The sequence below is a fragment of the Halomonas sp. BM-2019 genome, assembly GCF_017584085.1.
On sequence record NZ_CP071922.1, the window covers coordinates 3,298,828 to 3,311,145 of the forward strand.

Consider the following 12,318-nt stretch of genomic DNA (forward strand, 5'->3'; position numbering starts at 1 on the left):
CTTCCTCTGCGTCGAGTCTGCCAACACCCGCCTCGACCCGGTGTGGCTGGTGCCCGGTGCCCAGCACCTGCTGGGCACCACCCTCTCCCGTGATGGCGACGCCTCATGACAGGGTCGCCGGCCATCGACGCGCCCCTGCTGCTGGGCATGATGCGCCTGCACGAGGAGCCCGAACTGCACGCCCCGGCGCGCCTGGCCGACTGGCTCGAGGCGCGCCTCGATGAAGGGCTCGCCTGGTTCGACCATGCCGATATCTACGGCGGGGGCCAGGGCGAGGCGCTGTTTGGCGCCGCCCTGCGTGCCCGCCCGGCCCTGGCGTCACGGGTCCGGGTGGTGACCAAGACCGGCATCGTCACCCCCGAGGGGGACGCCTCTGGCGCCCTTCACCGGGACAAGGGAATCAAGCACTACGACAGCTCCCGGGGCTATGTGGCCGCCGCCATCGACGCGGCCCTGGCGCGCCTGGGAGTGGAGCGCCTCGATCATTTCCTGATCCACCGCCCCGACCCGCTGATGGAGGCCGAGGCCACCGGCCGCGCCCTGGACGACGCCATCGCCGCCGGCAAGCTGGGGGCCGCCGGGGTCTCCAACTTCCTGCCCGAGCAGTGGCGTCGACTTCAGGGGGCCATGCACCAGCGCCTGGAGAGCCACCAGCTACAGCTCTCCCTGGCCCATACGGCGCCGCTCTTCGACGGCTGCTTCGACGCCCTGGTGGGCGACGGCCTCACGCCCCTGGCCTGGTCGCCCCTGGGTGGCGGCCGGGTATTGACCGGCCCGGCTCGCCCGGAACTGCTGGCCCAGGCCGAGGCTCACGGCATCACCCCGGCGGGCCTGGCGCTGGCCTGGCTGCGCGCCCTGCCCGGCCGTCCGCGGCCGGTGATCGGCAGCCTCAAGGCTGAACGCATCCGCGCCCTGCACGCCGACGCCGCCCTCGAACTGCCGCGCCCCGCCTGGTTCGCCCTGCTGGAGGCGGCCCGCGGCCAGGAGGTGGCCTGAGCGCGCCGCCCCAACACCATTGACAACGAATCGAACAACGAGGACCCGCCATGATTCCCGTGATCGCCTTCGGCGAAGCGCTCGTCGACATGCTCTCCAGCCGCCTCGGTGAGGCCGCCGGCGACGCCCCTGAGACCCTCGCTCCCGAAGTCTTTACCCCCTACGCCGGCGGCGCCCCCGCCAATGTGGCCGTGGCCTGTGCCCGCCTCGGCGTGCCCAGCCGCTTCCTGGGCATGCTCGGCGAGGATCACTTCGGCGACTTCCTGGCCCGGGAACTGGCCGCCCACGGCGTCGACACCAGCGGCGTGGTGCTCACCCGGGAGGCGCGCACGGCGCTGGCCTTCGTCTCCCGGGACGCCCACGGCGAGCGCACCTTCGACTTCTACCGCCCGCCGGCCGCCGACCTGCTCTACCGGCTCGAGCACCTGCCCGCCGGCGTCTTCGCCGCCCCCGCCATCCTGCACCTGTGCAGCAACAGCCTGACCGAGGCGGCGATCGCCGAGACCACCCTGTCCATGGCCGAGATGGCCCGCCGCGCCGGCTGCCTGGTCAGCGTGGACGCCAACCTGCGCCACAACCTCTGGGCCGACGGCGCCGCGGAGATCGCCCTGGTCACCCGGCTGCTGGACGGGGCCGACCTGCTCAAGCTCTCCACCGACGAGCTCGACTACCTGCGCGCCGACCACCCGGAGGACGCCTGGCTGGCCGAGCGCCTGGCCGCCGGGGTCAAGGCCATCGTGATTACCGACGGGGCCGGCGAGGTGGTGCTCAAGGGGGTGGGCCTGGAGAAACGGGTGGCACCGCCCAAGGTCCAGGCGGTGGACACCACCGCCGGCGGCGACGCCTTTATCGGCGGCCTGCTGGCCGAGCTCGCCATGCACCTCGGCGAGGTGGGTATCGATGGCGACTGGCACCGCGACGCCGACTTCCTGGCCCGCGCCGTCGAGACCGCCTGCCGCTGCGGCGCCCACGCCGTGACCCGGCCCGGCGCCTACGCCGCCCTGCCCACCCGCGAGGACCTGGCGCGCCTGAAGAGCTAATCTTCTGGAAGGGACCGTGGCAACCCGCACAGCGACGAGGAGGCATCATGCGTGAGCTCCGCTGGGGCATCCTGAGCACCGCCGGCATCGCCCGCAAGGCGATGATCCCGGCCATCCGGGCCGCGCGCAACGCGCGGCTGACCGCCATCGCCAGCGAGAGCGGCAAGGCCGGCGACGTGGCCGCCGAGTACGGCATCCCCAGGGCCCACGATAGCTTCCGCCACCTGCTGGAAGACCCGGAAGTGGAGGCGGTCTATATCCCCCTGCCCAATCACCTCCATGCCCGCTGGGTCTGCGAGGCGGCCCGCCACGGCAAGGCGGTGCTGTGCGAGAAGCCCGCCGCCCTGACTGCTGCGGAGGCCCGCACCATGCAGGCCGCCTGCGACCAGGCCGGGGTGGCGCTGATGGAGGGCTACATGTACCGCCATCACCCCCAGCACGCCCGGGTCCGCGAGATCCTTCAGCGCGGGGAGATCGGCGAGGTGCGCCAGGTCCGCGGGCTCTTCTCCTTCCCCCTGGACCTGGAGGCGGACAATATCCGCCTCTCCGCCGACCAGGCCGGCGGCAGCCTGCACGACGTGGGCTGCTACCCCCTGGACGTGATCCGGCGGCTGCTCGGCCTGCCCGAGGCGGTGACGGTGGTGGGCCAGGTCCCCGCGGCGCTGGGGGTGGATACCAGCGTGGGCGGCCTGCTGCGCTACGCCGACGGGCGCCTGGCGGAGTTTGGCGCCAGCTTCGAGCAGACCATGGTCAATCGCTACGAGGTGATCGGCAGCCACGGCAGCCTGCTGTTGCCCGCCGCCTTTCGCCCCGACAAGCAGGGCGGGGTGGGGGAGCTGGTCGTCACCGACGAGCAGGGCCGGGTGCGTCGCGAGACGGTCTACGGCGACCAGTACCCCGCCCAGATCGAGGCCTTCTCGGCCTGGGTGCTGGGCGAGGGCCCGGCCCCGGACGCCGCCGCCGAGTTCCATGACCAGGCCCGGCTGCTGGAGGCGTGCCGTCGCTCGCTGCAGGAGAACTGTACGGTCGCCCTCGACGCCCCGGCGTGATCCGGACGGTCCCCGCGTCCCCTATCTGAGCGCCCCTATCCTGGGCAGCCCTATCCTGGCCGGCCCTATCTGACCGCCTGGCGCTCCGGCCGCCGCCAGCGCAGCCGCCGGGCGATGACCGTCTCGCCCGGACGGTAGTCGCCCCGGGCCGCCGCCAGGGCGGCCTGCAGGGCCGTGGCGGCGATGCGCTCGTGGTCCTGCACCGCCGAGTTGACCGGTAGCGGCAGGAAGTCCAGCAGCCGGCTGTCGCCGAAGGTGGCCAGGCGCAGGCCCTGGGGCAGCCCACCCTCCTCCAGCAGCACGTCGAAGACGCCGTCGAGCAGCACATAGGAGGCGGTGATCAGGGCGTCGGGCAGGCCGTGGGCGTCGAGCAGCTCGCGCAGCAGCCGCGCCCCTTCCTCGCGGTCGTAGCGCTCGCCGCTGGCGATGATCGCCTCGACTTGACTGCCCGCCAGGGCCCGCTCGAACCCCGCCCGGCGCTCCCGGGTGATGGAGATCCCCGGCACGGCGTCCAGCCAGGCCACCCGCCTCACCCCCTCGCCCAGCACCGAACGGGTCAGCCGCTCGGCGGCCTCGCCGTCGTTGCTCACCACGCTGACGAAGCGCGAGGGCGCGAAGCCACGGTCCACGGCGATCACCGGCAGGCCGTCGGCCATCAGCTCGGCGTAGAAGGGGTCGTCCGGCGGCAGGCAGCTGGCGGTGATCAACACCTCGCAGCGCTGGGCGCGCAGCGCCAGCGCCAGGTCGCGCTCGCTTTCCGGCCGGTCGTCGGAGCCGACGATCAGCAGCTGGTAGCCCTGCTCCCGGGCGCCGCGCTCCAGGCGCTTGGCCAGGCGCGCATAGCTGACATTCTCCAGGTCCGGCACGATCAGCCCCAGGATGCGGCTCGAGCCACGCCGCAGCGCCGCGGCCTGGGCATCGACCCGGTAGCGGTGCTTGCGCACCACCGCCATCACCCGCTCCACGGTCTGGGGGCTGATGCGCTTCTCCTCGGCCTTGCCGTTGATGACATAGCTGGCCGTGGTGCGCGAGACACCGGCCAGGCGGGCGATTTCAGCAAGCGTCATGACCACCTCTTGAGACGTTGATGACACGATTCTACGCCAGTGGCGACCGGATCGCCCGACATCCGCCATCCTACCCCCTACCAATGTCGTAGAGGCTATTCCTTGCCAAATCGAGTGAATCGATCCAGCCTTAGCACCAATGGTGACACGATTCAGCCAAGGTTCTCAGTGATGGGTTCAACTTGGCAGTTCAACAAGAGTCGTTCACCGACCAACCACGCCATTCGGGAGGACTCCCCCCATGCTCACCCTCACCCAGGACGATATCCTGCTCGGCTGCGAGGCCCAGGACTGGCGCAGCGCCCTCGATAGCGCCGCCGAGGCCCTGCAGCAGGCCGGCCTCACGGCCGCCGGCTACCGCGACGGCCTGCACGCCCGCGAGGCCCAGTCTTCCACCTTCCTCGGCAACGCCATCGCCATCCCCCACGGCACCCCCGAGAGCCGCGAGCACGTGCGCGCCACCGGGGTGCGGGTGCTGCAGTTTCCCCGCGGCATCGACTGGCACGACGGCAATCGCGTCCATGTGCTGGTGACCATCGCCGCCCAGAGCGACGAGCACCTGGACATCCTGCGCCAGTTGACCCATGTGCTGGACCGCGACGGCGTCTCCGAGCGGCTGGCCGCCGCCGACTCCCGCGCCGAGATCGCCGGGCTGCTGTCGAAGGCGGTGGTGGAGGCGCGCCTGGATGCCGACACCCTCTGCCTGGGCTTCCCCGCCCGGGACGCTCACGAGCTGGCACTGGCCGCCGCTGCCCGGCTGCGTCAGGCCGGCTGTGTGGCGAACGCCTTCGTCGCCGCCGTGGCCGACCAGGCGCCCCGCCCCCTGGGCCAGGGCCTATGGCTGGTGGGCAGCGACCAGGGCGTGACCCAGCCCGCCCTGGCGCTGGCCACGCCGGAGGCTCCGCTCAGCGGTGGAGACGCCCCCCTGGCCGGGGTCTTCTGCCTGGCCGCCCAGGGCGACGCCCACCGCGGCCTGCTGGAGCGACTCGTCACCCTGCTGGAGAACGGCAGTGCCGGTGACCTGGCCGGCGCCGACGCCGCCACCGTGCTGGCCCGCCTGGCCGGCGAAACGGCGAGCGCGATCACCGCCACGGTGCGGGTGCTCAATGCCCATGGCCTCCACGCCCGCCCGGCCAAGCAGCTGGTCCAGGTGGCCCGCGCCCAGGGCGTGACGATCCGGGTGCGCCTGGCCGAGGGCAGCGGCCAGGCGGTCTCGGCCACCAGCCTGACCAAGGTGATCGGCCTGGGGGCCCGTCGCGGCCAGCTGCTGCAGTTCTCCCTGGAGGGTGATAACACCCCGGCCGACGCCGCCGAGCACGCCCTGGCGGCCGTCTGCCAGGCGGTGACCGAAGGCCTGGGCGAGGCGGTCCAGCCCTTCGACGAGAGCCGCGAGCACCAGATGCCCGAGCCGAAGGTGGTGATCGAGCCGCTGCCCGCCAACGTCCCCCAGGCGGCGGTGGCCGCCTCCCCGGGCCTGGCCATCGCCCCGGCCTTCGTGCTGCGCATCCCGCGCTTCGAGTATCCCGAGCGCGCCAGCGATCCGGCCGCCGAGAACCGCCGCCTGGACGCCGCCATCCGCGAGGGCGAGGCCCAGTTGGAGGCCCTGGTGGGCGAGGCCCGCGGCGGCGAAGTGGCCCAGATCCTCTCCATGCATGAGGAGATGCTCACCGACCCCGAGCTGCACCAGGCCGCCCGCGAGGGCATCGCGGAAGGCGCCTCCGCCGAGGCCGCCTGGTGGCACGCCATCGAGACCGCCGCCCACGCCCAGGAGATGCTCGCCGACCGGCTGCTGGCCGAACGCGCCGCCGACCTGCGCGACGTGGGCCGCCGGGTGCTGGGCATCCTCTGCGACGTCGCGCTGCCCGAGCCGCCGGATGCCCCCTATGTGCTGGTGGCCGACGACCTCGGCCCCTCCGACGTGGCCCGCCTGGACACCGCCCGGGTCCGCGGCCTGCTCACCGCCCGCGCTGGGCATCCCCGCCGCGGTGGGCGCAGGCGAGCGAGTGCTGACGCTCGCCAACGACACCCTGCTGATCGTCGACGGCGACCGGGGCCGCTATACCGTCGCTCCCTCCGCGGAGCGCCTGGCCAGCGCCGAGCAGCGCCTGGCCGACCAGCGCCGCCGCGAGGCCGAGGCCTGGGAGGCCCGCCACCAGCCGGCCCAGACCCGCGACGGCCACCGCGTCGAGGTGGCCGCCAACCTGGGCAACACCGCCCACGCCGCCGACGCCGTGGAGCGCGGCGCCGAGGGGGTGGGCCTGCTGCGCACCGAGTTCATCTTCATGGCCCATGCCGCGATGCCCGACCTCGAGACCCAGGTCGAGGAGTACCGCGAGGCCACCGACGCCCTGGACGGCCGCCCGCTGGTGGCCCGCACCCTGGACGTGGGCGGCGACAAGCCGCTGCCCTACTGGCCGGTGCCCAAGGAGGACAACCCCTTCCTCGGCCTGCGCGGCATCCGCCTGGCGCTGACCCGTCCCGAGGTGCTGGAGACCCAGCTGCGCGCCCTGCTCATCGCCAGTCGCAGCCGCCCGCTGCGCATCATGCTGCCCATGGTCAAGGACCTCAGCGAGTTCCGCGCCGCCCGCGCCATCTTCGACCGCCTGCTCGAGGAGCTGCCCGAGACCATGCGCGCCACCGACGTCCAGCTCGGGGTGATGATCGAGATCCCCTCCGCGGCGCTGCTGGCCCCGACGCTGGCCGCCGAGGTGGACTTCTTCTCGGTGGGCACCAACGACCTGACCCAGTACGCGCTGGCCATCGACCGCGGCCATCCCGAGCTCTCCGCCCAGTCCGATGGCCTGCACCCGGCGGTGCTGCGGCTGATCCAGATGACCGTCCAGGCCGCCCACGCCCAGGGCAAGTGGGTCGGGGTGTGCGGCGAGCTGGCCTCGGACGCCACCGCGGTGCCGGTGCTGGTCGGCCTCGGTGTCGACGAGCTGTCGGTGAGCGCCCGCCAGGTGCCGCTGGTCAAGGCGCGCCTCGCCGAGTTCGATCTCGAAGAGGCCCGCGCCCAGGCCGAACTGGCCCTGGCCCAGCCCACCGCCGAGGCGGTACGCGACGCCCTGGAGGTGCGCTGATGGCCCGGATTCTCAGCCTTACCCTCAACCCCGCCCTGGATCTGTCGATCGGCCTCGAGCGGCTCGTCCCCGGGGAGGTCAACCGCACCCGGGAGACCCATCTCGAGGCCGCCGGCAAGGGGGTCAACGTGGCCCGGGTGCTGGTCGCCCTCGGCCACGAGGTCACGGTGTCGGGCTTTCTCGGCGCCGACAACGACGGCCCCTTCCTGCGCGCCTTCGAGGCCCTGGGCGTGGAGGACGCCTTCCTGCGCGTGCCCGGCGAGACCCGCATCAACGCCAAGCTCGCCGAGGCCGACGGGCGGGTCACCGATATCAACGGCCCCGGCCCCACCATCGACCAGGGAGCCTGGCAGCGGCTGCTGGCCTGGCTCGACGCCCGCCTGGCCAATCCCGAGCGCCGTCCCGCTGCGGTGGTGATCGCCGGCAGCCTGCCCCCCGGCGTCTCGCCCGCGGGGCTGGCCGAGCTGATCGCCCACCTGCGCGGCGAAGGCCTGCCGGTCTGGGTGGACACCAGCGGCGAGGCGCTCGGCCAGGCCATCGAGGCCCGTCCCACCGCGGTCAAGCCCAACGAACATGAACTGGCCGACTGGGCCGGCCACCCCCTGGAGAGTTTCGAGGCCCGCCTCAAGGCCGCGCTCCGGCTCTACTCGGTGGGCGTCGAGGAGGCGCTGATCTCGGCGGGCCCCGCCGGGGTGCTGTGGGTCAGCAGCCGCGGCGCCTGGCAGGCGGTTCCACCCAGCATCGACGTGGCCAGCACCGTGGGTGCCGGCGACACCCTGTTCGCCGCCCTGCTCCACGGCGTGATCGAGGGCCATACCCCGGAGCAGACCCTACGCCTGGCCACGGCGCTCTCAGCCGAGTCCGTGCGCCATGTGGGCGTCGGCAATCACCGCGCCAGCGACTTCCCCCACCTCCAACAACAGACCCGCGTGCGTCGCTTGAACGACGTCGATGCCCACGCGGAGGGAGCCATCGCATGAACGTCATCATCCTCACCGCCTGCCCCAGCGGCATGGCCACCACCTTCCTCGCCGCCCGCCGCCTGGAGCAGGCCGCCCGCCGCCTGGGCTGGACCCCCAGCGTCGAGATGCACGGCGAACTGGCGCCCCAGGCGCCGCTCGCCGCCGAGACCATCGCCAGCGCCGACCTGGTAGTGGCCGCCGCCGACCGGGTTCCGGATCCCCAGCGTTTCGCCGGCAAGCCGCTGTTCCAGGCCACCATCGATCAGGCCTTGCCCGACCCGGCGGCCTTCCTGGCCCGCGCCGAGCGCGAGGCCGCGCCCTTTACCCCGCCCGCCGAGGCAGAAGCACCGGCGGCAGCGACTGCCGGCGCCTGCAAGATCGTGGCGGTGACCGCCTGCCCCACCGGGGTGGCGCATACCTTCATGGCGGCAGAGGCCCTGTCCGAGGCCGGCAAGGCGCTCGGCCACGAGATCCGCGTGGAGACCCAGGGCTCGGTGGGCGCCCAGGACAAGCTTACCGAGGAGGAGATCGCCGCCGCCGACCTGGTGATCCTGGCCTGCGACATCGAGGTGGACCCCACCCGCTTCGCCGGCAAGCGCCTCTACCGAACCTCCACCGGCAACGCCCTGAAGAAGGCCCAGGCCACCATCGAGGCGGCCCTGGCCGATGCCGAGGTGGAGCGCGAGGGCGCCTCCGCCAAGGGTGAGTCCCAGAAGGGCGTCAAGGAGAAGGGGGTCTACAAGCACCTGCTGACCGGGGTCTCCTTCATGCTGCCCATGGTGGTGGCCGGGGGGCTGTTGATCGCGCTCTCCTTCGCCTTCGGCATCGAGGCCTTCGAGCAGGAGGGGACCCTGGCCGCGGCGCTGATGCAGATCGGTGGCGGCACCGCGTTTGCGCTGATGATTCCGGTACTCGCCGGCTATATCGCCTACTCCATCGCCGACCGGCCAGGCATCGCCCCGGGCATGATCGGCGGCATGCTGGCGGCCAACATCGAGGCCGGCTTCCTCGGCGGCATCCTGGCCGGCTTCCTGGCCGGCTACGTGGCCCTGGCGGTGGCGCGCCATGTCAAGCTGCCTTCCAGCGTGGAGTCGCTCAAGCCGATCCTGATCATTCCGCTGGTGGCGAGCCTGGTCACCGGCCTGACCATGATCTACGTGATCGGCGAGCCGGTGGCGGCGATCATGGCCGGGCTGACCAGCTTCCTGGCCGGCATGGACGCCACCAACGCCGTGTTGCTCGGCATCCTGCTCGGCGCCATGATGTGCTTCGACCTGGGCGGGCCGGTCAACAAGGCGGCCTACACCTTCGGCGTCGGGCTGCTGGCCTCCCAGACCTATGCGCCCATGGCGGCGATCATGGCCGCTGGCATGGTCCCGGCCATCGGCATGGGCGTCGCCAGCTTCGTGGCCAAGCACAAGTTCTCCGAGCCGGAGCGCGAGGCGGGCAAGGCATCCTTTGTACTTGGATTGTGCTTCATCAGCGAGGGGGCGATTCCCTTCGCCGCCAAGGACCCGCTGCGGGTGATCCCCGCCTGCATCGCCGGCGGTGCGGTGACCGGCGCCCTCTCCATGCTGGTCGGCGCCCAGCTGATGGCCCCCCACGGCGGTATCTTCGTGCTGATGATTCCCGGCGCCATCACCCCGGTGCTGCTCTACCTGGCGGCCATCGTGATCGGCTCGCTGATCACCGGCCTGGGCTATGCGGCGATCAAGCGCGGCGCCACCCCGGTGGCGGTGGGGGCCACTGCCTGAGCGACCGGTGCTCGGCTTCGCCGAAACAGGGACGACTTCAAGGGCTTCGGGGGCGCCAGGGACGGCGCCCCCGAAGCTTCTTCCCCGCGCAGGGTACTGCCGAGATTCCGAGAGCCACTCATGGTTCAGGGTTCAGGGTTCAGGGTTCAGGGTTCAGAGCCCCACTCTCGAGCGGCTCAGCGGGTGTCGCGGCATCCGATTGGTGTCCTGGGGGAGCGTGCTTGGCCGAGTCCGGGATCAGGTCAGGCGCCAGGAGGTGGCCATCGTCACGCTCGGGCTCTCGCGCCATGGCGCCGCCGGCGCCGAAGAGGCAGCGTGCCAGCATGGCGGCCTGGGCAGGGGTCTGCGTCAGCGGGAATCGGGACATGTCGACTGGCTCCTGCTCGCGGATGGCTGTGGCCGGCACTCGTCGCGGCAGTGGCGAGGGCCTGGAATAGGGATCAAGTGCTGAAACAACACATCGGTCTCCTGGCTCACTTCTTGAGGAGCCGCGATGCGGTCCGTTCGAGAAGTGGCCGAGCCTGTGGAGCAGCTTAAGCGGGGGAACAGGCCTGTCGACATATGACGATAGTCGAGGCGGGCACTCCCCCGCGCCCTCGCAGGCGGCAGAGGGTCGCCGCCTGCGAGGACGCCCAACCGGGTGGCACATCGAGCCGCGGCGCCTCAGGGTCGGAGAATCATCTTCACCTCCTCCAGCTCCCGAACCAGCTCCTTGAAGGGGGTCTTGAGGATCAGCTCCTCGCCATTGGTCAGGGTGACGACGGCGCCGGGTTCGTAGCAGGGCTCGGTTTCCGGACGGAGGTGCACGATCTGCTCGATCTGCTCGATCTGCTCGATCTGCAGCAGCAGGGTGTACTCCTCCTCGGTCGTCGGCTTCCTTTCCACGCAGTAGAGCCACTCGAGCCTGGTGTTGGCCGTCCCTAGGAGCCTGTCGGATTTGACCGATCGTCGCGAGAGATTCGGATTTCGAGACAAGTTTATCGATCTGATGAGGCGAATAGCGCGCTATTTAACGAATCAGATCGAATGAAATTGGCCGAAAGACCGGATCTCGTAGTAGATCAGCGTTAAGTCCGACAGGCTCCTAGTGTCGTCGTACCCCGGGAAACGAGCTATCAGATCATACTGGCTTCAAGGCGATTGCTGATGGCGCCAGGGAGATCGGCGCTCGCATGAACGGGTATCGCCGACAGTCTGGGCTTCTCCGAGTCCCCTGTTTCACCTGCTTCCTCAAGCGCCATACCGGCCTCTCGCCGCGAGACTTCCGGCTGCACCAGCATGCCACCGGGACCCCGCAACAGGACGCCCCCGGCCAGGCGAACTGACCGGGGGCGGATCGACGCCAGGGCGATGTTGTCTCAAGCAGCCGCGAGCGCCTTCTGCTCGAAGGCCTGGGCATTGGGGCAGAACCCCCGACACTGCTCCCAGCCGGCCTCGGCGCGCAGCGCCTGCCAACAGCGGCCGGCCACCGGGCAGCGGTTGCAGACGCTCTGCATCTCGGTAAAGAAGGTGCGCTCCTCGGCGCCGAAGTCCCCGGCCGTCAGACCGAAACGCGCCATCATGGGAGGCATCAGGGTCACGGCGGGAATCAGGTCCTCGCTGCCCCCGCGATTCAGGGTACGCGCCACCTCCCGCTCGAAGGCCGGCGCCATGGGCGTGTCGAGGTCGCGAACCATCGCCTGGAAGGTCGGCCCCGCCACGCGGCGCATCTCCTTCACCATCCGCGGCATGGAGGCATCGAAGAGCAGGCCGCCCAGCCGCTGCCGCCAGGAACGAGAAGCATGGGATGAAGTCGGGGTGTCGTTGCGCATGTCACATCTCCGGTAGGACCCTGCGACCCCCATCATCCGGGGCCGCCTCGATGGTGTCAGCTTGGGCCATATCGGCCCGCGCGCCAATTGAGGTTTTCGCCGGCGGCCATAACCCAGGAGTTATGTGACTGCTCTCCGCTCTAGCGGGCGAAGCTTCCCACTTCTCAGGCCGCTGCCGGCGATGTGCCGGATTGATGCAGGCCTCCGTGGGCAGAAACGGACGTTACGCGCCGCATTGATGTCTCGGTCGATGCCTTGGGTGCCGCAGGCCGGGCAGTCCCAGGTGCGAACAGTGGGCGGCATTGACTCGACCCTGTGGCCGCAATGGAAGCAGGTCTTGCTGCTGGGGTACCAGGGGTCAAGCTTCACCAGATGCTTGCCTGCTTGCTCGGCCTTGTAGGCCCTGGTGGTCCCCTTCGTCTGGGCGACCCTGGCCGGTTACCTGGTGTTCGGCGATGTCCCGCTGCTGGAAACCTACCTGGGTGCCGTGCTGATCATCGGCGCCGGGCTCTTGCTGGCCACCCGACGCGGCTGAGCCGGCAGGCTGTCGGCTCAGCCG

Annotated in this window: 10 protein-coding genes and 2 pseudogenes; 8 read left to right on the forward strand and 4 right to left on the reverse strand. The window is 71.2% G+C overall.

All coding sequences use genetic code 11. The features are described from left to right. From J5F18_RS16410 to J5F18_RS16425, 4 genes and pseudogenes are all read left to right on the forward strand, one after another. Window positions 1-109, forward strand: a pseudogene (locus J5F18_RS16410) (D-hexose-6-phosphate mutarotase); the annotation flags it as partial. Continuing rightward, window positions 106-996: an aldo/keto reductase gene (locus J5F18_RS16415; protein WP_346299614.1), complete on the forward strand. Its 891-nt coding sequence runs from the start codon at window positions 106-108 to the stop codon at window positions 994-996. The pseudogene J5F18_RS16410 and the gene J5F18_RS16415, both read left to right, overlap by 4 nt. 50 nt (window positions 997-1,046) lie before the next feature. After that, the gene (locus J5F18_RS16420) at window positions 1,047-2,036 is read left to right on the forward strand and encodes a carbohydrate kinase (RefSeq protein WP_346299615.1); all 990 of its coding nucleotides are present in this window, start codon (window positions 1,047-1,049) and stop codon (window positions 2,034-2,036) included. A 47-nt stretch (window positions 2,037-2,083) separates the two neighbouring features. Further along, window positions 2,084-3,085, forward strand: a complete 1,002-nt coding sequence (locus J5F18_RS16425) for a Gfo/Idh/MocA family oxidoreductase (RefSeq protein ID WP_346299616.1) — start codon at window positions 2,084-2,086, stop codon at window positions 3,083-3,085. A gap of 65 nt (window positions 3,086-3,150) precedes the next feature. Here the strand turns inward: J5F18_RS16425 and cra are convergent, their stop codons facing one another. Next, on the reverse strand, window positions 3,151-4,152 hold the full coding sequence (gene cra / locus J5F18_RS16430; RefSeq protein ID WP_346299617.1) for a catabolite repressor/activator: 1,002 nt from the start codon (window positions 4,150-4,152) through the stop codon (window positions 3,151-3,153). Window positions 4,153-4,393: 241 nt separating this feature from the next. Between cra and ptsP the strand changes: the two are divergent. The 3 genes and pseudogenes from ptsP to J5F18_RS16445 all read left to right on the forward strand — a co-directional run bounded on the left by ptsP (window position 4,394) and on the right by J5F18_RS16445 (window position 9,948). Next, window positions 4,394-7,232, forward strand: a pseudogene (gene ptsP, locus J5F18_RS16435) (phosphoenolpyruvate--protein phosphotransferase). Continuing rightward, complete coding sequence (gene pfkB, locus J5F18_RS16440) at window positions 7,232-8,212, forward strand: 1-phosphofructokinase (protein WP_346299618.1); 981 nt, start codon at window positions 7,232-7,234, stop codon at window positions 8,210-8,212. Before ptsP ends, pfkB begins: the two are co-directional and overlap by 1 nt. Beyond that, window positions 8,209-9,948, forward strand: coding sequence for a PTS fructose-like transporter subunit IIB (locus J5F18_RS16445; RefSeq protein ID WP_346299619.1), 1,740 nt, complete (start codon window positions 8,209-8,211; stop codon window positions 9,946-9,948). Before pfkB ends, J5F18_RS16445 begins: the two co-directional genes overlap by 4 nt. 663 nt (window positions 9,949-10,611) lie before the next feature. Here the strand turns inward: J5F18_RS16445 and J5F18_RS16450 are convergent. The 3 genes from J5F18_RS16450 to J5F18_RS16460 all read right to left on the reverse strand — a co-directional run bounded on the left by J5F18_RS16450 (window position 10,612) and on the right by J5F18_RS16460 (window position 12,128). Then, window positions 10,612-10,833 carry a hypothetical protein gene (locus J5F18_RS16450; RefSeq protein ID WP_346299620.1) on the reverse strand — a complete coding sequence of 74 codons (222 nt, stop codon included), beginning with the start codon at window positions 10,831-10,833 and terminating at the stop codon, window positions 10,612-10,614. 473 nt (window positions 10,834-11,306) lie between these two features. After that, entirely contained in the window at window positions 11,307-11,759 is a 453-nt protein-coding gene (locus J5F18_RS16455; protein WP_346299621.1) for a hypothetical protein, read from the reverse strand. A gap of 120 nt (window positions 11,760-11,879) precedes the next feature. Beyond that, window positions 11,880-12,128, reverse strand: coding sequence for a transposase (locus J5F18_RS16460; RefSeq protein WP_346299622.1), 249 nt, complete (start codon window positions 12,126-12,128; stop codon window positions 11,880-11,882). A 37-nt stretch (window positions 12,129-12,165) separates the two neighbouring features. On the opposite strand from J5F18_RS16460, the gene J5F18_RS16465 reads away from it, so the two are divergent. Next, window positions 12,166-12,294: a hypothetical protein gene (locus J5F18_RS16465; protein WP_346299623.1), complete on the forward strand. Its 129-nt coding sequence runs from the start codon at window positions 12,166-12,168 to the stop codon at window positions 12,292-12,294. Window positions 12,295-12,318: the final 24 nt, after the last annotated feature.